The 24,782-nt window shown below is 63.5% G+C and carries 17 protein-coding genes; 8 read left to right on the forward strand and 9 right to left on the reverse strand.

All coding sequences use genetic code 11. The annotated features are described in order from the left end of the window. Positions 1–246: 246 nt before the first annotated feature. From GVL04_RS05595 to GVL04_RS05605, 3 genes are all read left to right on the forward strand, one after another. Positions 247–1,272 (forward strand): hydroxyacid dehydrogenase, encoded by a 1,026-nt coding sequence (locus GVL04_RS05595; protein ID WP_200846759.1) that lies wholly within the window; start codon positions 247–249, stop codon positions 1,270–1,272. Beyond that, positions 1,272–2,366, forward strand: a complete 1,095-nt coding sequence (locus tag GVL04_RS05600; protein ID WP_159700821.1) for a LacI family DNA-binding transcriptional regulator — start codon at positions 1,272–1,274, stop codon at positions 2,364–2,366. The genes GVL04_RS05595 and GVL04_RS05600 overlap by 1 nt, the downstream gene beginning before the upstream one ends. A gap of 133 nt (positions 2,367–2,499) precedes the next feature. Further along, complete coding sequence (locus GVL04_RS05605; RefSeq protein ID WP_235036177.1) at positions 2,500–4,920, forward strand: polysaccharide lyase 8 family protein; 2,421 nt, start codon at positions 2,500–2,502, stop codon at positions 4,918–4,920. Between the two features lie 101 nt (positions 4,921–5,021). Here the strand turns inward: GVL04_RS05605 and gabT are convergent, their stop codons facing one another. Together gabT and GVL04_RS05615 are read right to left on the reverse strand one after the other, a co-directional pair. Beyond that, the gene (gabT, locus tag GVL04_RS05610; protein WP_159700827.1) at positions 5,022–6,377 is read right to left on the reverse strand and encodes a 4-aminobutyrate--2-oxoglutarate transaminase; all 1,356 of its coding nucleotides are present in this window, start codon (positions 6,375–6,377) and stop codon (positions 5,022–5,024) included. Between the two features lie 59 nt (positions 6,378–6,436). Further along, complete coding sequence (locus tag GVL04_RS05615; RefSeq protein ID WP_159700830.1) at positions 6,437–7,867, reverse strand: gamma-aminobutyraldehyde dehydrogenase; 1,431 nt, start codon at positions 7,865–7,867, stop codon at positions 6,437–6,439. A gap of 143 nt (positions 7,868–8,010) precedes the next feature. Here GVL04_RS05615 and GVL04_RS05620 point away from each other — a divergent pair, with 143 nt between their 5' ends. The 3 genes from GVL04_RS05620 (at position 8,011) to GVL04_RS05630 (ending at position 11,493) form a co-directional block, all read left to right on the forward strand. Continuing rightward, complete coding sequence (locus GVL04_RS05620; protein WP_159700833.1) at positions 8,011–9,453, forward strand: PucR family transcriptional regulator; 1,443 nt, start codon at positions 8,011–8,013, stop codon at positions 9,451–9,453. Between the two features lie 76 nt (positions 9,454–9,529). Further along, positions 9,530–10,816 (forward strand): CynX/NimT family MFS transporter, encoded by a 1,287-nt coding sequence (locus GVL04_RS05625; protein WP_159700836.1) that lies wholly within the window; start codon positions 9,530–9,532, stop codon positions 10,814–10,816. After that, positions 10,813–11,493, forward strand: coding sequence for a FadR/GntR family transcriptional regulator (locus GVL04_RS05630; RefSeq protein ID WP_159700839.1), 681 nt, complete (start codon positions 10,813–10,815; stop codon positions 11,491–11,493). The genes GVL04_RS05625 and GVL04_RS05630 overlap by 4 nt, the downstream gene beginning before the upstream one ends. A gap of 12 nt (positions 11,494–11,505) precedes the next feature. On the opposite strand, the gene GVL04_RS05635 is transcribed toward GVL04_RS05630, so the two are convergent. The 6 genes from GVL04_RS05635 to GVL04_RS05660 all read right to left on the reverse strand — a co-directional run bounded on the left by GVL04_RS05635 (position 11,506) and on the right by GVL04_RS05660 (position 19,171). After that, a complete protein-coding gene (locus GVL04_RS05635) occupies positions 11,506–12,870 on the reverse strand; it encodes a rhodanese-like domain-containing protein (protein WP_159700842.1) in 1,365 nt (454 codons plus the stop codon). Positions 12,871–12,949: 79 nt separating this feature from the next. Beyond that, complete coding sequence (locus GVL04_RS05640) at positions 12,950–14,416, reverse strand: FAD-dependent oxidoreductase (protein ID WP_159700845.1); 1,467 nt, start codon at positions 14,414–14,416, stop codon at positions 12,950–12,952. A gap of 20 nt (positions 14,417–14,436) precedes the next feature. Further along, on the reverse strand, positions 14,437–15,714 hold the full coding sequence (gene cobA / locus GVL04_RS05645; RefSeq protein ID WP_159700848.1) for a uroporphyrinogen-III C-methyltransferase: 1,278 nt from the start codon (positions 15,712–15,714) through the stop codon (positions 14,437–14,439). A 90-nt stretch (positions 15,715–15,804) separates the two neighbouring features. After that, on the reverse strand, positions 15,805–16,623 hold the full coding sequence (locus GVL04_RS05650; RefSeq protein WP_159700851.1) for a DNA alkylation repair protein: 819 nt from the start codon (positions 16,621–16,623) through the stop codon (positions 15,805–15,807). A 15-nt stretch (positions 16,624–16,638) separates the two neighbouring features. Next, a complete protein-coding gene (locus GVL04_RS05655) occupies positions 16,639–17,550 on the reverse strand; it encodes a glutaminase (protein WP_159700854.1) in 912 nt (303 codons plus the stop codon). Positions 17,551–17,554: 4 nt separating this feature from the next. Further along, on the reverse strand, positions 17,555–19,171 hold the full coding sequence (locus GVL04_RS05660) for a CdaR family transcriptional regulator (protein ID WP_159700857.1): 1,617 nt from the start codon (positions 19,169–19,171) through the stop codon (positions 17,555–17,557). Between the two features lie 388 nt (positions 19,172–19,559). Here GVL04_RS05660 and GVL04_RS05665 point away from each other — a divergent pair, with 388 nt between their 5' ends. Together GVL04_RS05665 and GVL04_RS05670 are read left to right on the forward strand one after the other, a co-directional pair. Continuing rightward, positions 19,560–20,990, forward strand: a complete 1,431-nt coding sequence (locus GVL04_RS05665) for an amino acid permease (protein WP_235036195.1) — start codon at positions 19,560–19,562, stop codon at positions 20,988–20,990. Between the two features lie 28 nt (positions 20,991–21,018). Then, positions 21,019–23,736 (forward strand): aminotransferase class I/II-fold pyridoxal phosphate-dependent enzyme, encoded by a 2,718-nt coding sequence (locus tag GVL04_RS05670; RefSeq protein WP_159700863.1) that lies wholly within the window; start codon positions 21,019–21,021, stop codon positions 23,734–23,736. Here the strand turns inward: GVL04_RS05670 and GVL04_RS05675 are convergent. Next, entirely contained in the window at positions 23,733–24,770 is a 1,038-nt protein-coding gene (locus tag GVL04_RS05675; protein ID WP_159700866.1) for an LLM class flavin-dependent oxidoreductase, read from the reverse strand. The two genes, GVL04_RS05670 and GVL04_RS05675, sit on opposite strands and share 4 nt — an antisense overlap. Positions 24,771–24,782: the final 12 nt, after the last annotated feature.

A 24,782-nucleotide genomic window follows, 5' to 3' on the forward strand; every position in this document is an offset into this window, starting at 1 on the left:
TGTCTGCGCCGTCAGGGCGGATGTGGAGTGGCCCGGCGCCCGGGGAGCGCTCAGTGGCTAGAAATAGTAAGCGTTTACTATGGAGAAGAAGCTACCCAGAATCGAGGTGTGATGTCAATAACATGCACAGAACCATACATTCATTGCTCTCACTGGGATTGACAGGATTTCAATCACCCGCCTAGTGTGACTGCAAATAGCAAGCGCTTTCTATAGATTTCCATCAACGAACCGGACGGAACCGCAGTGACCACCAATCTCCAGCAAGCCGGCACCATCACGGCTGCGTTCGTGATGGGCCGCAACACCCTGCGTACCCTGTTCAGCCCCGAGGATCTTGCGCGGCTCCACGGAATGGTCGCCCTCGTGGACTCCGAGCCCATTGCCGACTTCGCCGCACCGGGAGCCCTCGAAAGACTCAAGGGCGTGCAGCTCCTCATCACAGGGTGGGGCGCACCAGTCATCGATGCCTATCTGCTGGACCGCCTGCCGGAGCTGCGCTGCATCGTGCATTCCGCGGGCACAGTCAAGACGTTCCTGTCCCCCGAGGTCTATGCCCGCGGGATCGAGGTGTCATCATCTGCCGCCGCCAACGCCGTGCCGGTGGCTGAGTTCACGTTTGCCGCGATCGTCATGGGCCTCAAACGTGCACGCAGGTTCAGCGAACAGCTCCGCACCACAGGGGCCACCCGCAACGTTGCCGGTTTCCCGACCATCGGAACCAACGGCGTGACCATCGGCCTGGTGGGTGCGTCGCGTGTCGGCCGCCTGGTGATTGGACTGCTCAAGAACCTCGACGCGCGGGTACTGGTCTACGATCCCTACCTCACCGCCGTCGACGCTTCAGAACTTGGCGTTGAAACGGTGGAGCTGGACCAGCTGTGCGCTTTGTCCGATGTTGTGAGCGTCCATGCCCCGGACATCGCGGAAACCCGGGGCATCATCGGTGCGCCGCAACTTGCCCTCATGAAGGACGGAACTTTGGTCATCAACACCGCCCGCGGTTCCCTCATCGACGCCGCAGCCCTCACGACCGAACTGGTTTCCGGCCGGCTCGACGCGTATCTTGACGTCACAGACCCCGAGCCGCTCCCAGCTGACTCCGTACTGCACACGCTGCCCAATGTGGTGCTGACGCCCCACATTGCAGGGGCGATGGGCAACGAAATCCACCGTTTGGGCAGCCACGCCGTGATGGAAATCCGCCGATTGAGTGAGGGCTTGCCCTTGGCCTATCCGGTATTGGCCACGGATCTTGCGAGAATCGCTTAGTGACTGAGAAAAGCTCCCCCACAGATCCGATCCACGCCCGCGGCGGCAGCGGCGCCACCATTGCCGACGTCGCGCAGGCGGCAGGCGTGTCGGTGGCCACCGTTTCCAGGGCCCTGAGCGGCAACTACCCGGTGGCAAAAGCCACCCGCGAGCGCATCTTCCGGTCCGTGACCGACCTTGGCTACGTGGCCAATGCGCACGCCCGTGCCCTCGCCGGCGCCACGACGCGCACCGTCGGAATCATCATCAACGATGTCGCCGATCCCTTCTTCGCCTACATCGCCCGCGGAGTTGAGAGGCAGGCGAGCGCAGAGGGACGCATGTGCCTTATCACCGCCACGCACGGGGACAAGGAGCGCGAACTTGCACTGGTGGACCTCATGCGCGAGCAACGCACTGACGCCGTGATCCTGGTGGGTGGTGCCTCGGACGACCCCCGATACAGGAAGCAAATGGCTGACCGTGCCCGGGCACTGGCGGCGGCCGGATCCTCCCTGGTTCTCTGCGGACGCCCTTCGTTGGGAGCCGGAGTCCCTACCAAAATGGTCACCTACGACAACGAGGGTGGTGCCTTCGCGATCACGGACTACCTGATCTCCCAAGGACACCGCAGGATCCTTTACGTCGGCGGGCCCCGCGATTTCTCGACGACGGCGTCCCGTCTGGCCGGTTTCTACCGCGCCCTGGATGCTCGAGGAATTGAGCGGGATCCTGCGCTGGTCCACGAGGGCGCCTTTGGCCGTGGTTTCGGATACAGCCGCATGCGCGAGCTCCTGGACCAGGAAATCGACTTCACTGCGGTCTTCGGGGCCAACGACCTCGTGGCCGCCGGCATCCTGGAGGCGCTCGAGGAGCGCGGGATCCGGGTTCCCCAGGATGTCTCAGTGGTCGGCTACGACGACGTTCCAGTTGCCAGCGAGCTGCGACCCCGCCTCACCACGGTCCGCGTTCCGCTGGAAGAACTGGGTCGCGAGGCCGTGCGGTTGGCCCTGTCCCAGACACCGCACGACGCCGGTGCCTCCTCTGACAACACCCTCACCGTCGGTACCCACATCGTCATCCGGGACTCGGTTTCGCCTCCCAATAAGGCCTGAGCAGTTTTGTTCATTTCTGTTAAGAGGCCCGGGAACCGGACATAAGGTTGCGGAAACTTTCACCGCAATGTCCACCCCCACCCCGCCTAGAACAGTTTTGAACGGAGCAGTTTTGAACTTCAATGGACCCACAGTGAGCCGCAGGACCCTTTTCCGCACGGTAGGCGCAGTCACCGTCGCGGGTGCACTACTTTCCCAGGCCGGGCCTTCGTTTGCCGCCTCTGACGCCGGGCTGCAGGAACTTGTTAATCGACGGCGCCTGGTCCTCACAGGTGGCCAAAGCGCCGCGGACATTCCGGAACTCGCGTCGCAGCTGGAGGGAATGGGCCAGACTGCCGGGAAGTGGTGGACGTCCATGGACAAGACCATGGCCAGGACGGCTTTGTGGAGCGACATTCCGCTGACCGGCATCGGACAATCCACTGCTGCCACCGGCAACATGGGCCTGCACTTCAATCGCCTCTACGACATGGCACTTGGATACGCCGTGCCGGGAAACCCCTTTGCTGGCAATCCTGAGCTGGCAGCTGACATTGTTGCCGGGCTGAAGCTCCTCAACGACACGGCGTACAAACCCTCCACCAAGGCTGCGGGCAACTGGTGGTTCTGGGAGATCGGTGTCCCCCGAAAGACCGTGGACATCCTGACGCTCCTCTACGCGGAAGTCCCCGAAACTTTGCGGACTTCCTTGTTGGCCGCTGTCCGCTGGTTCGCGCCCAACCCGAATTGGCGCGGGCGTGCTACATCCCTGGCAGAGACCGGCGCCAACCGCGTGGACAAGTCACTGGCCTGCTGCATGCGCGGCATCCTGGACAACAAAGCGGACGAGATCGCCCTGGGCCGCGACGCCCTGAGCGATACTGTCCGCGGTGGGACCAACAGTGTCTTCACCTACGTCACCAGCGGCGACGGCTTCTACGCCGACGGCTCCTATGTTCAGCACTCCTACCTCCCGTATGCAGGAACCTACGGCGTGGTGGCCCTGGCCGGCATCGCAGAGATCATCGCGATGCTGGGTGGAAGCACGTGGGCAGTCAACGATCCCAAGCGCTCCGTGCTCCTGGACGCCGTGGAGGATACCTACGCGCCGTTCGTGTGGGACGGACGCATCATGGACACCATCCGCGGCCGTGCAGTCTCCCGCCAACGCGAACCCGACTATGTCAGCGGTTTTGGACTGATCTCCGCTGTCCTGCTGCTGGCGCCGGGTTGCGAGGAGCCGTACCGTTCCCGTTTCCTGGCGTTGGCCAAGGGCTGGCTGGAACGATGCGCGGACCAGAAACTCGTGGGGCACCCAACGCAGAGCCTGGCAAAGTCCCTGTTGTCGCTGGGTGTTCTTTCTGACTCCTCCGTGGTCCCCGCACCCGCGCCTGTCTACAGCCGTATGTTCGCCGATCAAGACCGTTTGGTACATCACCGCCCCCAGTGGGGTTGCACGGTGAACCTGTCCTCCAAGCGCATCGGCCGCTACGAGTGGGGCAACAGCGAGAACAACCTCGGCTGGTACCAGGGCGACGGCATGACTTTCCTGTACACGCGGCAGGATCCGTCCCAGTTCAGCGCTGACTTCTGGCCGACAGCTGACCCCTACGCCCTTCCCGGGACCACCGTGAACGACCAGGTACGTGCCAGCGGAGCAGGAGCTGCCGGGACCGGAATCCCCCGCGCCTTCCAGGCTTTCGCAGGCGGATTAACCGTCGACGGCCGCTGGGGCGTCATCGGCATGGACCACCTCAACCACAACAAGACGCTGTCCGGCCGGAAGTCGTGGTTCTTCCTGGATGACGCCGTGGTCTGCCTCGGGGCCGGCATCACTGGTACGGGCGGCGCGGCGGTACAGACCACAGTAGAGAACAGGTCCTTCGCTGTGGGGTCCGTACCAGCGGTGCGGACCGACTCCCGGAATCGTCGTATGGCGCCGGGTGACACACCCGTGGTCTTGAAGCGGTCCGCGCACCTTGAAGGGCACGGAAGCTACGTCTTCCTCGATGCGCCTGGCGTTTCCGGGTCTCCTGAAGTTGCGGTGGTTCGCCGGACGGGCAGCTGGTTCGACGTGAATTCGGGGGCGGACACTGGCGGCACCACGGATCCGGTCACCCGGGACTACGTCACCATTACACATCGGCACGGTACTGACCCGGTGGCGTCCGGCTACGCCTATATGGTCTTGCCCGCTGCCGGCCACTCCACCACGTTCTCCCAGTCCGCCAACCCCGATGTGAAGGTCCTGGCCAACTCTGCCGAAGTCCAGATGGTGGAGGTTGGCAAGGACAAGCTGGTCATGGCCAACTTCTTCGCCGCAGGATCAGCCGGCGGGTACACAGCGTCCGGGCCGTGCACCGTGTCCGCACACCAGACCGGAGACAAGCTCACCTTGGCCGTGGCGGATCCGTCCCGGACGCAGTCCTCGTTGCGGATCACTCTCGATGGCTCCGCTTGGGGAACGCTCCTTGATTCCGACGCCGGCGTTGCCTTGGTCAGCGCCCATCCGTTGGTCATCGAGGTCCAGCTCGACGGACACGGCCACCAGAAGAACCTGACGCTGGTCAGCTAGCTGAAAGCAACGCGGGGTCACTTACGGCCCATCCGAGTGGTAAACATGGGCTGTAAGTGACCCCGCGTTGCTTAATTGAAGGAGGAGTACAGCGTGAAGACTTACGCGTGGGCCTTGATGGCTGCGGCGAGGACCTCCAGGCCGTCGATCAGCAGTTCGTCGCTGATGACCAGCGGCGGGAGCAGGCGGATCACGTTGCCGTAGGTGCCACAGGTCAGGATGATGACGCCTTCCTTGAGGCAGGCGGCGGCAACAGCCTTGGTGAGCTCGGCGTTCGGTTCCTTGGAGCCGGACTGAACGAGTTCGATGGCCAGCATGGCGCCGCGGCCGCGGATGTCGCCAACCACGGAAACTTCAGCTGCCAGTTCGCGGAGCTTGCCCAGGGCGAGCTCTTCGATGTGGCGGGCGCGGCCGTTGAGGTCGTGCTGCTCCATGGTGTCGATGGCTGCGAGTGCTGCTGCGCAAGCGACCGGGTTGCCACCGTAGGTGCCGCCGAGGCCGCCCGGGTGAACGGCGTCGAGGAGGTCGGCGCGGCCGGTGATCGCGGACAGCGGGAGGCCGCCGGCGATGCCCTTGGCCATGGTGATGATGTCCGGGACAACACCTTCGTGGTCAACGGCGAACCATTCGCCCGTGCGGCAGAAGCCGGACTGGACCTCGTCAGCGATGAAGACGATGCCCTTTTCCTTGGCCCATGCGGACAGTGCCGGCAGGAAGCCTTCGGCCGGGACAATGAAGCCGCCCTCGCCCTGGATGGGTTCGATGATGATCGCAGCAACCTGGTCGCCACCGATCTGCTTCTCGATCATGGTGATGGCGCGTTTGGCGGCCTCGGCACCCGTGATCTCCGGGTTCTCTTCGCGGAACGGGTAGCTCATGGGCATGCGGTAGACCTCGGGCGCAAACGGGCCGAAGTTGGTCTTGTACGGCATGGCCTTGGCGGTGAGTGCCATGGTCAGGTTCGTACGGCCGTGGTACGCGTGGTCGAAAGCAACCACGGCGTCGCGGCCGGTGGCCAGGCGTGCAACCTTGACGGCGTTCTCTACGGCTTCAGCGCCGGAGTTGAACAGCACGGTGCGCTTGGCGTGGTCGCCCGGGGTGAGGCGGTTGAGCTGCTCGGCAACTGCGACGTAGCCCTCGTACGGGGTGACCATGAAGCAGGTGTGCGTGAAGTGCGCAGCAGCTTCCTGGACAGCGGCGACGACGGCGGGGTCGGACGCGCCGACGCTGGTCACGGCGATGCCGGAGCCGAGGTCGATGAAGGAGTTGCCGTCGACGTCGCGGACGATGCCGCCGTCGGCGTCTTCAACGTAGACGGGGACGCCCGAGGCGACACCGGCAGCAACGACGGCGGCGCGGCGCTCAGCCAGAGCCTGCGACTTGGGGCCGGGGAAGGCGCCGTTGATGTTGCGCTTCTGCTCGATGCGGTACGAGAGTTCGTTCGCGGTGGTAGTCATGGGGTGGTTGCCTTTCTGGGAAATTCGTACGGGTTACGCGACTGCGTTATGCATCCGGGTTATGCATCGAGTGCACTCATGACGTGCTTGATGCGCGTGTAGTCCTCGACGCCGTACATGGAGAGGTCCTTGCCGTAGCCGGACTGCTTGAAGCCGCCGTGCGGCATCTCAGCCGTCAGGAGGATGTGGGTGTTGATCCAGACCGCACCGAAGTCCAGGTCGCGGCTCATGCGCATGGCCGTGCCGTGGTCGGTGGTCCAGACGCTGGACGCCAGGGCGTACTCGACGTCGTTGGCCAGCTCGAGCGCTTCGGCTTCGGTGCTGAACTTCTGCACGGTGATGACCGGACCGAAGGTTTCCTTCTGCACGATGTCGTCGGTCTGCTTGGCGCCGGAGATGATGGTGGGCTCGAAGAAGAAACCCTTCTCGCCCGCGCGGTGGCCGCCGGTTTCGATCTTGCAATTGGCGGGGAGGTGTTCCACAACCGAGGTGACAGCGTTGAAGTGGTTCACGTTGTTGAGCGGTCCGAAGTAGTTATCTTCGTCGTTCTCGGAGCCGGTGTGCAGGGTCTTGGTGTGTTCCACCATTGCTGCCACGACGTCATCGTGGACCGAGTCTTCGATGAGGACACGGGTGATGGCGGTGCAATCCTGGCCGGCGTTGAAGAAGGCGAACTCGGCGATGGCCGCGGCGCTCTTCTTGATGTCGGCGTCCTTGAAGACGATGGCCGGAGCCTTGCCGCCAAGTTCCAGGTGTGCACGCTTGAGGCCCTTGGCTGCGCCGCTTGCGACGGCGATGCCGGCGCGGACGGAACCGGTGATCGAGACCAGGCCGGGGACCTTGTGGTCAACCATCATTGCGCCGGTCTCACCGGTGCCGAGGACAACATTCAGGACACCGGCCGGGAAGATCTCGCCAGCGAGGCGTGCCAGCACCAGGGTGGATTCCGGTGTGGTGTCCGATGGTTTGAGGACAACGGTGTTGCCGGCTGCCAACGCGGGGCCGATCTTCCAGATGGCCATGAGGAACGGGTAGTTCCACGGCGCAACCTGGGCTACGACACCGATCGGTTCGCGGCGTACGTAGGAGGTGTGGCCCTCGAAGTATTCCCCGGCAGATTTGCCTTCCATGATGCGTGCGGCACCGGCGAAGAAGCGGAGCTGGTCGGCGCCGGCGGCAACTTCCTCGGAAGCGATCAGGGAGCGCACCTGTCCGGTGTTGCGGTGCTGCGCGTCAACGAGTTCGTCGCTGTTGGCCTCCACGGCGTCGGCAAGCTTGAGCAGCATGAGCTGGCGCTGGCCCGGCGTGACGTGCTTCCACGTCTTGAAGGCGTCGCTGGCAGCGATCATGGCGGCGTCGACGTCGGCCTGCACCGAAATCGGCGACTTGGCAACGATCTCCCCATTGGTGGGGTTCACGATGTCAAGGAGACCCGTACCTGCCGGCGTAACGAATTCGCCGTTGATGAAGTTCTGCAAGGTTTGAACCACGGTGTGCAACCCTCTTTCGGAGTCTGGGCATGGGTTTAGCTGATCAGAGCCTATGCCAGGGAGGGGGTCCAAGGAATAGCCAGCTGCACACACAAGAACCCCCCGCTTAGTGCGCTTGACCAGTGCCGGGTTACGCTTTAATCATGGCAATGTCCCTCGCTTCGCTCGTCGCTGTCCCCTCACTGAAACTCCGCCAAGCAGGCCTTGCGGAAACCACGCTGAACCAAGACATCAGCTGGGTTGCGGTGACGGAGCTGGAGGACCCGCAGCGATTCCTGAGCGGCGGAGAATTGGTCCTCACCACGGGCCTGCGCCTCAAGAGTGCAGCGGATCAGCGGCGTTTCGTCCGGCAAGCCCAGCGTGCGGGAGCCGTGGGGATCGGTTTCGGCATCGGCCTGACCCACGAGTCGGTTCCGGATGCCCTGGTCGCTGAAGCCAACCGCTGGGGCCTGCCCTTGGTGGAAGTGCCTTATGAGATCCCCTTCATCGCGATCGGAAAGCTCGTGGCCGAGTCGCACTCCGCGGACCACTACTCCAACCTGGAACGACTTCTTGCCGGGCACCAGATCCTGGCCCGCTCGCTCCTCACCGGCGGCGGTCTCAACGAACTCCTCAAGCAGTTGGGCAGCATGCTCCGCACCGATGTTGTGCTCACCCAGTTCAGCGCACAGCTCTACAACAGCGTGGCCGGCAAGCCGGCGCCGACGGCGGATAGCTGGGCTTCGTATCCGATTCCCACCGGCCGCAGGGACGCCTGCACGCTCTGGCTCCGGCAGCCCTTTGTGGACTCCGGAATCGTCAGTTACGCGCAGAACCTCATCAGCGTGGAGCTCAACAACATGGTCAAGCAGCGCCAGTCCCAGCGTGCCATGGCCGGGCAGGTGCTGGACGACGTCATCCACGGCACCCTGGAAACCATCGAGGCCGCCCGCCGTTTGGCCGGCGTCGGCATCAACAGCACGCGGAAGAACGTAGTGCTCGTTGCCGAATCCGCGGCACACCACAAGCAACTGGTCAGCATTTCGCTGCCCCAAGCGCTGGAAGCCGGTGTCAGCGCCGTCGTCGGGAAGGACCTGGTCACCATCATCAGCGATGACGGAAGTTCCGCTACCGCCTTGGCCAAGAGCCTCAGCGACCACCTGCAGGAGGCCGGAATCCACGCCGTGATTGGTATTGGCGGCGCCTACACGAAGCCGAACGGCCTGCGCTGGAGCTACTTTGAAGCGCGCGACGCCGTGGCGCACGGCTTACCGGTCAACGAGCCGGAACGCCTGAGCCTGACGTCCCTGTTGCTCGCCAGCGAGGACGTTCCCCTGGCGGATATGGCCAGTGAGTCACTCACGCCTCTCCGGAAGTTCGACGCCGCCCATGGGGCCGAGTTGGTGGCAACCCTGGAGAGCTACCTGAACCACAATGGGTCTGTTGCCGCGGTCGCCGAAGCCTTGACTTTGCACCGCAATACGGTGCGCTACCGGCTTGCACAGATCACAGAGCTGACCGGCTACGACCCCTCCCAGACTCAGGACCGGGTGCAGCTCTGGCTGGCTTTGGCGGTACAGCGGCTGGGTTCACGCCACCCGCGGTAACCCCTTTCGCGAAGCAGCGCGGAGAGGTTCGCCACAAAACCCTAGACATTAGACGTCAAACGTCTAACCTTTAGATATGGCCGCGACGACTCCTCTTACCCCCAGCACCGGAAACATCCCTACTGTTAGCCCAGCACAGGCCGCCCCTGCGCTTTCGGCACCTTCAGCTGTCCCGAAGACGCGCGTCGTCGCCGTCGTCGGCATTATTGCCGTGGTGCTCATCGGACTGAACCTGCGCGCAGGCATCACCAGCGCAGCTGCCCTGTTCCACGAACTGCAGCAGGTGCTGGGCTATGGCGCGTTGGTGGCCTCGATCCTGCCGTCCATTCCGCTGCTGTGCTTCGCCGTTGCTGGCATGGGAACGTCCTGGCTGACCCGCCGCGTAGGTGTAGAGAAGGCAATCGCCATCGCGCTGGCCCTGCTGGCTGGCGGTTTGCTGTTGCGCGGTGTTCCGGTGACCGGCGCCCTGCTCGGCGGTACGGTGCTGGCAATGTCCGGCCTGGCCGTGTGCAACGTGGCCATGCCGTCCTTCATCCGCGAACACTACTCCGAGCGCACCTCCATGATGACCGGCCTCTACACGTTCACCATGTCCGGCGGAGCCACCTTTGCTGCGGTCGTCAGCGTACCTCTGGCCCAGGAGCTCGGCTCGCCGTCCATGGGCTTGGCTGCTTGGGGGCTGCTGGGCGTCGCGGCCCTCCTAGGCTTCCTGCCGGTCGTCCTGCACACGCACCGGACCGCCACCAAGACCGATCGTCCGCGGGTCTCCATGTGGCCCCTGCTGCGGACCCGGCTGGGTATCCTGATCACCGCGATCTTCACCTTCCAGGCTTTCCTGGCCTATGCCGTGATGAGCTGGTTCGCCTACATCCTGACCTCCCAGGGCCTCAGCGCCTCCGATAGCGGCCTGCAGTTCGGCGTCATGCAGCTGGTCTCCGTGGCCGCCGGCATGATCCTGCTGGCTTTCGGGTCCCGGCCGGGAATGCTGCGGCCCGCACTGTATGCCGCCAGCAGCTCCACTCTCCTGGCCATCGCCGCCATGATCTGGTTGCCAACATCGCTGGCCTTTGTCCCAGCCGTGCTGTTCGGATTCGGTTTGGGCATCTTCCCGCTGGTCCTGGTGATCATCAGCCGCAGCGGACGGTCGACGGCGGAAACCACTGCACTCTCCACCATCGCCCAATCGCTGGGATACTTGATTGCGGCAATTGGCCCCTTTGGCATGGGCCTGCTCCACAGCGCCACCGGCGGCTGGGTGTTGCCCCTGAGCCTGCTGTCGGTCGTGGCGGTGGCGCTCATGGTCACCTGCCACCTGCTCACCAGCAAGCGCACTGCCACCAAGACCGGACCGAGGACAGCATGACCCTTACTCCTTCGCATCGCCCGGCCCTGGCCGAGGAGATCACCGCCAAGCTGCGGGACATGATCAAGTCCGGTGAATGGCCGCTCCAGGAGCGCATCCCCGCCGAGCCTGAGCTGATGTCCACCTTGGGTGTTTCGCGAGGAACCCTCCGCGAAGCCATCAAGGCTCTGGCCCACTCGGGCATGCTGGAGGTCCGGCGCGGCGACGGCACGTATGTGCGGGCGAACAGCGAGATGTCCGGTGCAGCCCAGCGCATGTACTTGGAGCACACGCAGGAAAACATCGTGGAGGTCCGGCTCGGGCTGGACACCCAGGCGGCCCGCTTGGCCACCAAGCATGCCACCGCCGAGGATCTGGCCGAAATGCGCCGCCTCCTTGCCGTCCGCCACGATGCCTGGCAGGCCGAGGACTACCCCACCTGGGCCAGCGCCGACTGGGAGTTCCACGAACGCGTCGCCCTGGCATCCGGCAATCCGCTGCTGCACCAGCTGTACGTCTCCTTCGGCGGCGTCTTCCACAACGACCTCCTGCGGCAGCAACGCAAGGGTGGCTTCAACGGCATCCCCCGCGAAGGCCACGACGAATTGGTTGATGCTTTGGAAGCCCACGACCCTGACGCCGCCGTGCGAAGCGTATACAGGAACCTGGATTACTGCTCGGACCAGGGTCCGCGGTAGCCCAGCTATTGTTTACGGCGTCGTTTCGATCCCTGCCCCGGCCGCGTCCTTGAACCGGGCGTTGATCAGCACCACATTGCGCCCGGCCCGGTCCAGCAGGCTGGCCGCGACGCTCGCCCGATATCCCGTGGCACAGTGCACCCAGATCCTGGCATCCGGTAGCTCCGTGATCTTCCCAAGGAGCTCGTAGACGGGCACGTTCAGGGCGCCAACCACATGTGAGGCCTCGAACTCTTCCGGTCGGCGCACATCCAGCACCACGTCCTCCGGTTCACGGCCCTTCCACAGCGCAGTCCAATCGCCATGTGGGTAGCTCGCCCGTGGAGACTCCGGTGCCCACTCACCAGGTTGAAGCCCGACGGCGGCATCCGGACTTTCGATCCCGATCCTCGCCAGGTCACGGATCGCCTTTTCAACCTCGACCACGGAGCCCAGCAACGTGAGCGGCTGGTTCCACGGGATCACCCAGCCGAGGTAACTGGTGAAGTTGTCGCCCTTCCCGTACTCGAAGCTCACGCTGCCTTGCAGATGGCTGTCCGCGAAGGCCACGCGATGCCGCAGATCCACCACCCACTCCCCTGACTTCAGCCGCCGACCCAGTTCTTCAGGGTCCACAGCGTCCGGAACCCCGAGCTTCGCCGCACCCGGACCGGCGGCATTGAGCGGGCTCATGTGGGCGTAATACGCGGGATAGGCCGTGATGTTGGCCAGCAACTCTGAGACGAAGTGGTCCTCGTTGGTGTCCGTCAGCGCGTGGTTGGATTCGGCCTGCTCACCGATCGTTGATGATTCCTGGTGGCTCGCGGGGCCGATGGAACAGAACGATCCAAAACCGTGGGTCGGGTAGAGCGTCGCTTCAGGATGCGCCGACTCCACCAGGCGTCGGACTGAAGAGTATTGATCGTGCGCCAACTTCGCGGTGTCATGGGGCGAGACCAGGTCCGTCCGTCCGACGGAACCGAAGAGCAAGCTGCCGCCGGAAAACACAGCCTCAGTGCCGCCGTCGTGCGCGTCATCCCGCACCACATATGAAAGGTGCGTGTGGGTGTGGCCCGGCGTCGCAACTACCGAAACCGAGAGCCGGCCGACGCGCAGGACCTGGCCGTCAGTGACCGGGACGCGGGTGAAAGAGACGTGATCCTCACCGTTCACCAAATAGGCCGCACCGTATTTCTCCGCCAGGATCAGACCGCCAGTGACGTAGTCGTTGTGCAGGTGGGTTTCGGCAACGTGCGTGATCCGGACACCGGCTTCGCGGGCGGCAGCTTCAACGCGATCAATGTCCCTTTGGGGATCGATCACCAGCGCAACGCTGCCGTCGTGCACCAGGTAGCTCCGGTCCCCCAGCTGGGGAGTTTCGATGACCACGACGTCCATACCTCAGGTTAAAGCAACGCGGGGTCACTTAGGGCCCATCCGGAGTCCCAGGATGGGCCGTAAGTGACCCCGCGTTGGTTTAGACCTGTGCGGCTACGCCATCACGGGAGATGTTGACCATGTCCTCGCGCGGCACAACCTTGATGCGTTCACGCTTGACCTCAACACCGTGGGAGGTGCCGGCCTCAGTGGCTGCTGCGCCGAGGGCGAGTTCGTGGGCGTCAAGTGCCAGCCAACCTTCCCAGCTGGTGAACTTCACGCCGCGGGCGTCAAGGAGTTCCACCACTGCATCAGCTGCCGGAACCTCGGCCAACGGCAGGTTTTCGCGGTCTTCCAGGAGGTAGGTGACGGTTTCCAGGGCATCGCCCTTGGTGTGGCCGATGAGGCCAACCGGACCGCGCTTGATCCAGCCCGTTGCGTAGAGGCCCGGCACGTGCTGGCCTTCGGCATCCAGGACGCGACCGCCGTCGTTGGTGACGACGCCCTTCTTGTGGTCGAACTCAACGTCCGGCAGGGCCGAACCGAAGTAGCCGATGGCGCGGTACACGGCCTGGACCGGGTAGTCGATGAACTCGCCGGTGCCGCGGGCGTTGCCCGTGCCGTCCAGCTCGGTGCGCTCGAACTTGATGCCCGCAACCTTGCCCGGGGTTTCGGCGGAGTCCACGATCTCCACCGGGCTGTGCAGGAAGTGCAGGTGCAGGCGGCGGGAAGCCTTGAGCTCGGAGAGGTCCTCGGGCTGTTCGGCGATCCAGTTGGTGAGCGTGCCAACCATGGTCTTGATCTGGTTGTTCGTCTGGACCTGGCGGTCGGACTCTTCGTCGAATTCGAAGTCCTCGGCGTAGAGGATGATGTCAACGTCCTTGGAGTGCGAGAGTTCGCGGAGTTCCAGCGGGGTGAACTTCACCTGTGCGGGGCCGCGGCGACCGAAAACATGCACGTCCGTGACCGGTGAGCTCTTGAGGCCGGCGTAAACGTTGTCCGGGATTTCGGTGACCAGCAGGTCATCGGCGTGCTTGGAGAGGACGCGGGCCACGTCCAGTGCCACGTTGCCGTTGCCGAGGACCGCGATCTCGGTGGCCTCGAGCGGCCATTCACGGGAGACGTCCGGGTGGCCGTCAAACCAGGAGACGAAGTCGGCGCCGCCGAAGGAACCCTCGAGTTCGATGCCCGGGATGTTCAGGTCCGCGTCCTTGATGGCGCCGGTGGCGAAGATGATGGCGTCGTAGTGCTTGCGGAGGTCCTCGATGGAGATGTCCGTGCCGTAGTCCACGTTGCCGAAGAAGCGGATGTCGCCGCGGTCCAGCACCTTGTGCAGGGCGTTGACGATGCCCTTGATACGGGGGTGGTCCGGAGCAACGCCGTAACGGATGAGGCCGTACGGTGCCGGGTAGCGGTCAAAGAGGTCGATGCTGACGGTGAGTTCGCCGCTCTTGACGGCCTCGCTCTTTGTCAGGATGTCCGCTGCGTAGACGCCTGCCGGGCCGGAGCCGATGACGGCGACGCGAAGCGGACGGTCCGCAGAACCTACGGGGGTGCTAATTGACACGGCTGTGTTCCTTCTTCTTCTCAGTTACTGCGGACGCGGGGACGATTGGGGGTAATAGTGCTGTAGTCAGCGGTCTTGAAATGCTGCGGTGCAAAGGGGCTGACCCGGACCACATCGCCGATCACAATGACCGCCGGGTTGGCCACGCCGACGGCTTCCGCCTGGTCCGCGATGGTACCCAGAGTGCCGATGGTGACGCGCTGGTCCGGCAAATACCCGTTCTCTACGATACCTACTGGTGTATCCAACGGCAGACCCGAGCCTGTCAGTGCGGCCGCGGAATCACGCAATTGCGCCACTCCCATGAGCAACACCACAGTGTGATCGGGGCGTGCGGGGACCTCGGACAACTCTTCGTGTCCGGTCACCACGCTGAAGCCCTTGGCCAGGCCACGGTGCGTGACCGGAATACCGGCAGCGGCCGGAACCGAGATTGCGGACGTCACGCCGGACACCACTTCAACCTCGACGCCGTTCTGCCGGCAGAACTCTGCTTCCTCGCCGCCGCGGCCCAAGACATAGGGGTCGCCGCCTTTGAGGCGGACCACACGGTTGCCCTTCAAAGCCTCGTCTACCAGGATGCGGTTGATCTCCAGCTGAGGAACCGGGTGGTGGCCGGGCGTCTTGCCGACTTCGATCACGCGGACATCCGGGGCAAGCTCCTTGAGCAGCTCCCTCGGGCCAAGACGGTCAGCAACCACGACGTCGGCCTGGCCCAGCAGGCGCCTGCCGCGGACTGTGATGAGACCCGAGTCGCCAGGACCACCACCTACGAGGGCTACGGAGCCGGCCGGCGTCTTACCGGCGGCATCCGGCTTGCGGTGACGACGGAGCGGAAGGTCACCTGTTTCCAGGGCAGTAGCTACGGCGTTCCGGAGGGCCATGGCACGGCGAGGGTCTCCCCCGGCGTTGATGGCGATCTTGACGTCATCCACCACCGCAACAGCGGGTGTCCATGCGGCCGATGCTTCATGGTCCGAGGCATTGACGCACCAGATGCGCTGCGCTTCGGCGTCGGCCGCTACCTGGGTGTCCACAGCGGACGTGCCGGTGGCTGTCTGAACGAACCAGACGCCGTCGAGGTCTGACGTTCGGTACTCGCGCTGCTCCCAGGTGAGGAGTCCGGATGTGGCGAGTCCGCAAAGTGTTTCGGTGGCAATGGGAGCGATCACGGTGACTTTCGCACCGGCGTCGAGCAGCCCCTTGGCGCGCCGCTCCGCGACGGGTCCGCCGCCCACAACCAGCACCGGGCGGCCGAGCAGCCGCAGCGCAGTGGGGTAAATGTCCTGTATTGCCATGAAAAAACTGTAGGGCGGCCCCGTAACATGCTTCAAAGGCTCGGAAACACCCGGTAACGCTGGGTAATCCAGCGTCACATATCTCTGCGGTCAGCTGGGAGAAACCCTGTCTTTAAGCGTCAGGTAATGGGCCCGCTGCTCCTTGCCAAGATGCTCGATGGCGTAACGAAGCGCGGTGCGCGGCATGGTGGCTGCGTGTTGGTCGAGGAACGCCAGGAGCCGTTCGCGGCTGCTGCGCCCAGCGTCGCGCACCCAGCCGCCCACGGCCTTGTGGATCAGATCTTCCTGGTCTCCGAGCAGGATCTGGGCGATGGCGAACGTGTCATCCAATTCGCCCTCGCGGATGAATGCCGACGTCGCCACAATGGCCGTCCGGCGCTCCCACATGTCCGCCGAGCGCGCCAGCTCATACAGCGGATCCCGGGGCTTATCCATAAGCCAGCCACCCACCACCCGCCCCGCTCCCAGGTCCACCAAGTCCCAGTTGTTGATGCGGTCGTGCCGTCGCAGGTACAGCTCGTACAGGCTTTGGCGCCTCTCCTCGGTGGTCTTCTTTTTCTGCGCTTGGAGCGCCATGATCTTCACAGCACCAGCCCGCGCTTCGTGGATGTCTTCGTCCAGCAGCTTCTCGATCTCGTCCAGCGGCATGGCCGCGAACTCCTTGGCGAGCGTGAATACCTCGCCCATGCGCACGCCCATGAAGAAGTCACCCTCGGCGTAGTCGCCTTGGCCGGTCTTGAAGTACCGCTGGTATTTGGCTTGCTCCACGTCGGACTGCCGTGTTTTCAGGCGCTCCAGGAACCCGACGGCGGTGGGCTGGGTTCCCGGCGCCAGCGCGGCGGGCTTTCCGGAATTTCCCGCCTTAGGCGCCTTCCCGGTTTTAGGTGTCTTTCCAACCTTGGGGGTCATCCCTCAATAATGCGCCTAAAAAACGGACCAGCCAGTACGGGTAGTGAATTCGTCCAGCGCGGCCACGCCTGCCACGGAATTCCCGGAGCGCCCCAGGCCAGGGCTCCACACGCTGATGGAGCACTTATTGGGGACCACCGCGACGATGCCGCCGCCGACGCCACTTTTGCCGGGAAGGCCCACTCTGTAGGCGAATTCACCCGCGGCGTCATACGTTCCACAGGTGAGCATTACGGCGTTGATCCTCTTGGTCTGCGCTGGAGACAACAGCAGGGTTCCTGCCGCTCCGAGGCCGTTGGACGCGAGGAACCGGGTTGCGAGCGCGAGGTCTTCACAGGTCATAGCCAAGGCGCATTGCTTCGCATACGAGTCCAGGACCTCATCCACGGGGTTCTCCAAGTTGCCACAGCTTGCCAGGAAGTGGGCCAACGACGCGTTGCGGTGCCCCTTGCCCATTTCGGATGACGCCACGCGTTGATCCGTGTCGACGCTTGTATTCCCCGTCTCCTGGCGCATCAGGTCCCGCACAGCGTGGGCGGCGTTGCCTGTCAGGCTGAGGAGCCTGTCCGTCACAACGATTGCCCCGGCGTTGATGAACGGGTTCCGCGGAATCCCGTCCTCGCTCTCCAATTGGACCAGTGAGTTGAAGGGGTTGCCCGAGGGCTCCCGGAAGACGCGGTTCCAGATGCGGTCGCCGTCGGCGGCCAGCACCAAGGCGAGGGCGAAGACTTTGGAGATGCTTTGAATGGAGAACTCCACGTGGGCGTCCCCGGCTGAGAACACTTCCCCGTCCCGTGTGACTACCGAGATTCCGAACTGGTGCGCGTCCACTGCCCCGAGCTGGGGAATGTAATCAGCCACGTTTCCCTGGCCGACATGTGGCTGCACGGCCCCGACGATGTCGTCGAGGAGATTCTGGATATCCATATTTCTATCCCTTGGTCCCTGCGTAGGTCCAGAGCCTGATCTGGAGGTGTGCCAGCAGGCGTTCATCCGCGGATTGCAGGTCCAGGCCAGCCACCTCGCAGGCGCGCCGGAGCCTGTAGTGAACGGTGTTGCGGTGGACGGCCAATTCCTCGGCGCACCTGTTCACGTCGCCAAAGAACTCCAGGTAGGTCAGGAGGGTCAGCGCGAATTCCGGATAGCGGCTGCACAGCCGGGTGATTCCTGCATGACGCAGGGTGGTCCGCGATTCCATCAACTCCAGCAATTCCCTGGTCAGGACTGTTGTTTCCACGTCGCTGTACGAGGCCACGCGAACGTCCGGTGTTGCTTCCATGACTTTGAGGACGCTGCGCACGTGATCAAGGGTGGCGTGCAGGGCGTCCAGGCGCGGAACGATGGGACCAACTGCTGCCTGCACCTGGAAATGAAGGTGGGTGGTGGCATCACGAACAATGGTGTTGACCAGGCGATTGATGGCTGGGAGGGATTTCAGCGGGTCCACATCGGGCAGGATGATGGCCGTTTCCATTCCCAAAGCCCCCACTACGGCGCCTGGTCGGTAGGCCGCCGCGTGGATTGACGCCACTTTGGAGAGCTCTCCCCTGCGAAGCTGAAGCCCCGCCGCACTCTGGCTGAGCCCGCCCGCCGAGATCAGTACCAAAGCCGCTGGCTTCGACGGGTCGATGCCAGCCGATTGGGCCTGCGAATGGACTTGTGCGGTGCCACTGAGCAGGCTGGACACCCGGTCCTCGCGCATCGATTGGGACTGCTCATTGCGGTGGCGTACCAATTCGATGGCCGCATGCCGGGCTGCACCCACCATGATGCGGTCAGTGTTGGCCGCCAACGGTTCAGCCCCTTCCTGCAACCAGATGTATCCCATGACACGGCTGCCCGCGTGAATGCCGATTGCCACACGTTCACGAAGACCCGCGTCGAGGTTGGCTTCCACATGGACAGGCGCTTCAGTGGCCTGAAGATGCTTGTAGACTCCTGATTCCTTCAGGAGTTTTTGGTACTTTTCAGGGCCCCGCCTCGCCAGGATGGACAGCCGGCGGAGCTCGTCAACGTCATTGGACGCCGGGGAGTAGGCCAGGACCCTGTTGCCCGGATCTTCTATCACCACGTGACCATTGGTCAGTGTGGCCGTGGTTTGGGCGATCCCGAACAGATCGCGGTGAACTGACGTGGGGGTTTCCCCAGGGACATCGTTCTCACGGACCCGGTCCAGCGCGATGCTCTCAAATTTATCCCAACGGAGTCCCGGGGCAACCGCCACCAGTCCAATGCCCGTTGGTCGGAGCAACTCGGCCGCGGCTTCCAACTCGCGTTCACTGCCCTTGACCGCAACTGCTGTGGGACGGCCCGCCATCATTCGACGGACCGCAGGGAGCGCCGCACGCCCGCGAACGCCGATCAACATGACGAGGGCCCCTGGGCGGACCTCGTCGTCGTCTTCAGCGTCAACAATGACAGTTTCACGAACGGTTCTGTTGTCCTCCGCCGGGGCCAGCAGCAACCGCGCGTTGCCGACACCCAGGTCTTCCAGGACATCGCTCAATAGGGTGACGACGCCGTCGTCGTCAATTTCCAGGGCTTTCAACGAAGCTATCGCTTCCTCTCCACATCAGTTTCTTCAGCAGTACGCTTCCTCGCCATTGAGGGGCGCCGCCGGTACATGTACGCAAGCACGCACAGCGAGAAACATTACCGGCCCTCCAGAACACCAGTGTTGTCCCGTCGGCACAAGAGTCGGGCCCCTAATTTGGTTCGCCAGCCAATTTGTTGGCGACGGCAGCGACCTAGAGTTGGTAACTGTCCCAAACACCACAAAGACTGCCTGCAGCGCGGCCAATTTCAGGCGCAGCTGCCAGGCAGTCAGCCCCACGTTGTGGAGTATTGAGCCACCTGAGGTGGCAACGGAGTCAAAGGAGACCCCCGAAGTGATACCCACCCCTGCGTCCACACAAACCCTTCCCTCCCCCACAGACCTGGCCGCCAGTCCGTCGTCGAACGCTTTCGCCCAAGAGGAAGCCGGCTACCGCAAGACCCTCAAGCCCCGACAGATCCAGATGATCGCCATCGGCGGTGCCATCGGTACCGGGCTGTTCATGGGCGCCGGAGGCCGCTTGAACGGATCCGGACCAGCGCTGGTCCTGGTCTATGCCGTTTGCGGATTCTTCGCATTCCTGATCCTCCGGGCACTGGGCGAGTTGGTGCTGTACCGTCCCACCTCCGGCTCGTTCGTTTCCTACGCCCGCGAGTTCTACGGCGAGAAAATGGCCTACACCGCCGGCTGGCTCTACTTCCTGAACTGGGCCATGACCTCCATTGTGGACGTCACCGCCGTTGCCCTCTACGTGAAGTTCTGGGGCCAGTATTGGGCACCCATCAATGACGTCCCGCAGTGGGTAATCGCGTTGATCGCTTTGGTAGTGGTGCTCTCCCTGAACCTGGTGTCCGTGAAGATCTTTGGCGAGATGGAGTTCTGGTTTGCCATGATCAAGGTGGGCGCCCTGGTGACGTTCCTCGTGGTGGGAATCTGCTTCATTGTTTTCGGCGGACGGACGGACGTTGGCGTTCCGGGCTTCAACGTCATCGCTGAGAACGGTGGCATGTTCCCCATGGGCTCCGTGGCGCCACTCCTGGCCATCAGCGGCGTGGTGTTTGCCTACGCTGCGGTGGAACTCGTGGGCACCGCAGCCGGCGAAACGGCCGAACCCCACAAGGTGATGCCCAAGGCTGTGAACACCGTAGTGATCCGCATCGGAGTCTTCTACGTGGGCTCCGTCCTGCTGCTCTCGCTGTTGCTTCCCTTCACGTCCTACAAATCCGGCGAATCCCCGTTTGTCACCTTCTTCTCGCACCTCGGCGATCCGCAGGCCGGAGCCATCTCCGCGTCGGTGATGAACTTCGTGGTTCTCACCGCCGCGCTCTCCAGCCTCAACGCCGGCCTCTATTCCACCGGCCGCATCCTCCGCTCCATGGCTGTCAACGGCTCCGCTCCGCAATTCACCGGACGGATCAGCGCGTCCGGAGTGCCCTACGGCGGCATCCTGCTGACAGCGGTCATCACCTTGGTGGGCGTTGGATTGAACGCCGTTGTCCCCTCGCAGGTCTTTGAGATCGTGCTGGAAATCTCTGCCGTTGGCATCATCGGCGGCTGGGCCACCATCATGCTCTGCCACATCAAGCTCCAGCGGTGGGTTCGCAGCGGCAGGGTGGTCCGCCCGGCCTTCCGGCTATTCGGAGCGCCTTTTACCTCCTACCTCACGCTCGGGTTCCTGGCCTTTGTCCTGGTCACCATGGGGTTCTCGGAGACAGGCCGCTGGGTGCTGGCCTCGTTGCTGGTGCTGGCGCCGCTGCTGATAGCCGGCTGGTACGCGTATCGCGGCCGCATCCGCACTGCCCTGACGTCTTAGACCTATCTTCAGTTTGAAAGTGAAACACATGAGCAACCCTTCCCCGTCCCCGAAAATCGGCACCCCCAGCCGGGCTTGGCGGTCCCGTGCCGATGCGTGGGAGTTTTTGGGATACGCCCTCAGGCAGCTCGCCTCGGCCCGACAGCAGGGGTCCGGTTTGCTGTCACAGATCGACCGGACCTTTGCCCTCCTGGCAGCGGTTGAACCGTATTGGGCAGAGCCTGGCGTCGACGCTGTGGCCCAGTTACGCCAGTTAATCGACGACGGCGAACCCCAGGCCGCGCTCCAGCTCCTGGGCGGTTTGTCCCACCTCCCGCTCGCTTCATCCGGTGAAACGGCTGCGGTGCCGCGCGGGGAAGCGGTCGACGAGGAAACTGTCGACCAGTCCGAGCCGGCTGAGCGTCCACGCTTTGAGGTTCTCGTGGTGGACACCATTGAGCCCGAGGAATCCGAAGCACTCAAGAACACCATGGCTGCCCAGCGCCGCCCTTCGGATGCGTTCACCTACACGGTCAACGTGGTTCCCAGCTATGAGGATGCCTTGGTGGCCATCATGCTGAACCCCGATATCCAGTCTGTTGTCCTTCGCCCGGGCTTCTCCCTCCGCAGCTCCCACCTCTTGGGCAGCGACCTCCAACGATTCCTGGTCCGGCACACTTCCGCAGACTTGCGGGACTCGCGCCCCATCGAGCGGATCCTTGCCCTGGCTGAGGCTGTCTCCGGGCTTCGGCCGGAGCTTGATGTCTACCTGGTGGCAGGGGTTTCCATCGAGTCCCTGGCGGGATCCCTGACGCGAAAGTTCCGGCGGATTTTCCGGCGACAGGACCATCTGGACCTGCATCTGTCCTTGCTGTCCGGGGTGGCCGAACGCTACGAAACGCCGTTCTTCACGGCGTTGCAGGACTACAGCCGCCGGCCGGCCAGTGTCTTCCACGCCCTGCCGATTTCCCGGGGCGCGTCGGTAGGGACTTCACCCTGGATCCGGGACATGGCCGATTTTTACGGGACAAACCTGCTGTTGGCCGAAACGTCCGCCACCTCGGGCGGGCTGGACTCTTTGCTGGACCCTCACGGGTCCATCAAACGCGCACAGGAACTTGCTGCCCGGGCCTTCGGGGCGCAACGAACCTACTTTGTCACCAACGGCACGTCCACGGCCAACAAGATTGTGCATCAATCGCTGCTTGCCCCGGGCGATGTTGTGCTGGTGGACCGCAACTGCCACAAATCGCATCACTACGCGTTCGTGCTCGCGGGTGCCCGAGTTTCGTACTTGGACGCCTATCCCCTGGACCAGTACGCGTTTTACGGCGCTGTTCCCCTGGCCAGCCTGAAGGGCAGGCTCCTGGAATATCGGCGGGCTGGCAGGCTTCATGAAGTGAAGATGGTGACCCTCACCAACTGCACGTTTGATGGTGTTGTCTACGATGTCGAAAGGGTCATGGAGGAATGCTTGGCCATCAAACCGGATCTGGTTTTCCTGTGGGATGAGGCGTGGTTTGCCTTCGCCCGATCCCATCCGGTGTACCGCCGTCGAACCGGCATGGCGGCAGCAGCCGCCCTGGAAGCTTCCTTCAGCGATCCTGCCTACGCCGCCCGGTATGCGGAACAGGCCGCAGCCCTTCATGACCCGGCCACGGGAGAACCCGTTGATGACGACACCTGGCTCGCCACCAGGCTGATTCCGGATCCTGCCAAGGCACGCCTGCGGGTCTACGCAACGCAGTCAACCCACAAAACGTTGACCTCGCTGCGGCAGGGTTCCATGATCCATGTGTTTGACCAGGACTTCGCCGGCTCCAACCGGGAGTCCTTCCGCGAGGCGTACATGACCCATACGTCAACCTCGCCCAACTATCAGATCCTGGCTTCCCTGGACATTGGCAGGCGACAGGTGGAGCTGGAAGGTTTCGGCCTGGTGCAGCGGCAATCCGACCTTGCTGTGTCCGTGGCCCAGGCCGTTGCCAGGCACCCCCTGCTGAAGAAGTACTTCCGTGTGTTGACCTCGCGGGACCTCATCGGTTCGCGCTACAGGGAAACCGCCTCCAGCATGCCGCTGCGGGATGGGCTGGCGGAGCTGGAAGACGCCTGGCAGCGGGACGAGTTCGTCATCGATCCCAGCCGCCTGACGCTGGACATCAGCAAGACGGGGATCGACGGCGATACTTTCCGCCACAGCTACCTCATGGATGATCACGGCATTCAGGTGAACAAAACGTCCCGGAACACGGTGCTGTTCATGACCAACATCGGCACCTCCCGCAGCTCCGTGGCGTACCTGATCGAGGTCCTGGTGAAACTCGCTGAGGGCTTTGAGAATCCTCATCCATCGGCGCGGCAGCGGTCACTTCCTGCCGCCTCTGACGCTTCCCGCCCGACTCCCCCGCTCCCGGACTTCAGCACCTTTGCCGCGCGCTTCCGTGTGGACGATTCCTGCGAGGACGGGGACATCCGGGCTGCCTACTTTGAGAGCTACAAACCCGATTCCACGGTGTACCTGTCCGCGGCTGACGTGGCTTCTGCTGTGGCCGAAGGACAGGAAGTAATCTCGGCAGGATTCGTTACACCGTATCCGCCGGGGTTCCCCATTCTGGTCCCGGGCCAGATGATCACCCGGCAGACCCTCGAATTCATGGCTGCTTTGGATACCCGCGAAATTCACGGCTTTGATCACGAACGGGGGTATCGGGTGTTCGTGGAGCCTGTCTCGTTTTCGGCTTCCGGGCTGTTGGCGGCAGCTTCCTAGGCTTTCGCGTCCCATCCGATAGCCGGCGCGACGTGCTTGGCGACGTTGCCCAGCAGCTTGGCGTTGTAGTCGACGCCAAGCTGGTTGGGCACTGTGAGGAGGACGGTGTCCGCTGCTTGCACGGCTGCGTCCTTGGCCAGCTCGTCTGCTAATTGATCCGGCTCGCCGATGTAGCTTTTCCCGAAACGGGACAACGCGCCGTCGAGTATTCCAACCTGGTCCTGGCTGTCTGCCTGCGCGCGGAGGCCGAAGTAGTGGTAGTCGACGTCGTCCACGATGGGGATCACGCTGCGGCTCACGGAGATCCTCGGTTCAAAGTCGTGACCGGCCGCAGCCCAGGCTTCACGGAACATGTGGATCTGCTCCGCCTGCAGCTCGTCGAACGGCACACCTGTGTCCTCGGTGAGGAGCGTGGAGCTCATGAGGTTCATGCCTTGTTCCGCTGCCCACACGGCAGTTTTGCGGGTTCCGGCACCCCACCAGATTCTTTGTGGGAGACCAGGTGACTGGGGTTGGATAGGCAGCAGACCTGTGGCCCCACCCGCGTAATGCGGATCTGCCTCAGCGACACCGTGCCCGGCGATGGCTTTCCGGAACAGTGCGGTGTGACGGCGTGCCATGTCGCCTCCGTCCTCACCATCTGCGGGGACATAGCCGAAGTTTGCGGCACCATTCCGTGCTGGCTCGGGTGAACCACGGCTCACACCGAGCTGGAGCCTTCCATCACTGATGAGGTCCGTGGCGGCGGCTTCCTCGGCCATGTAGAGCGGGTTCTCGTAGCGCATGTCGATCACGCCTGTACCCATCTCGATCCGGCTGGTCCTGGCAGCGATCGCGCTCAGGAGCGGGAAGGGAGAGGCCTGCTGCCTTGCGAAGTGATGGACTCGGAAGAAGGCGCCGTCTATACCCAGTTCCTCCGCTGCTACAGCGAGTTCAATTCCCTGTTTCAGGGCTTCACCGGCCGTGGGAACCAGCGATCCTGGTACGCGGGCCCAGTGGCCGAAGGACAGGAAGCCGATCCGTTTGTTGTGCATGTCCCGAACAAC

Source organism: Arthrobacter sp. 18067 (assembly GCF_902706295.1).
In the GTDB taxonomy this organism is placed as follows: domain Bacteria; phylum Actinomycetota; class Actinomycetes; order Actinomycetales; family Micrococcaceae; genus Arthrobacter.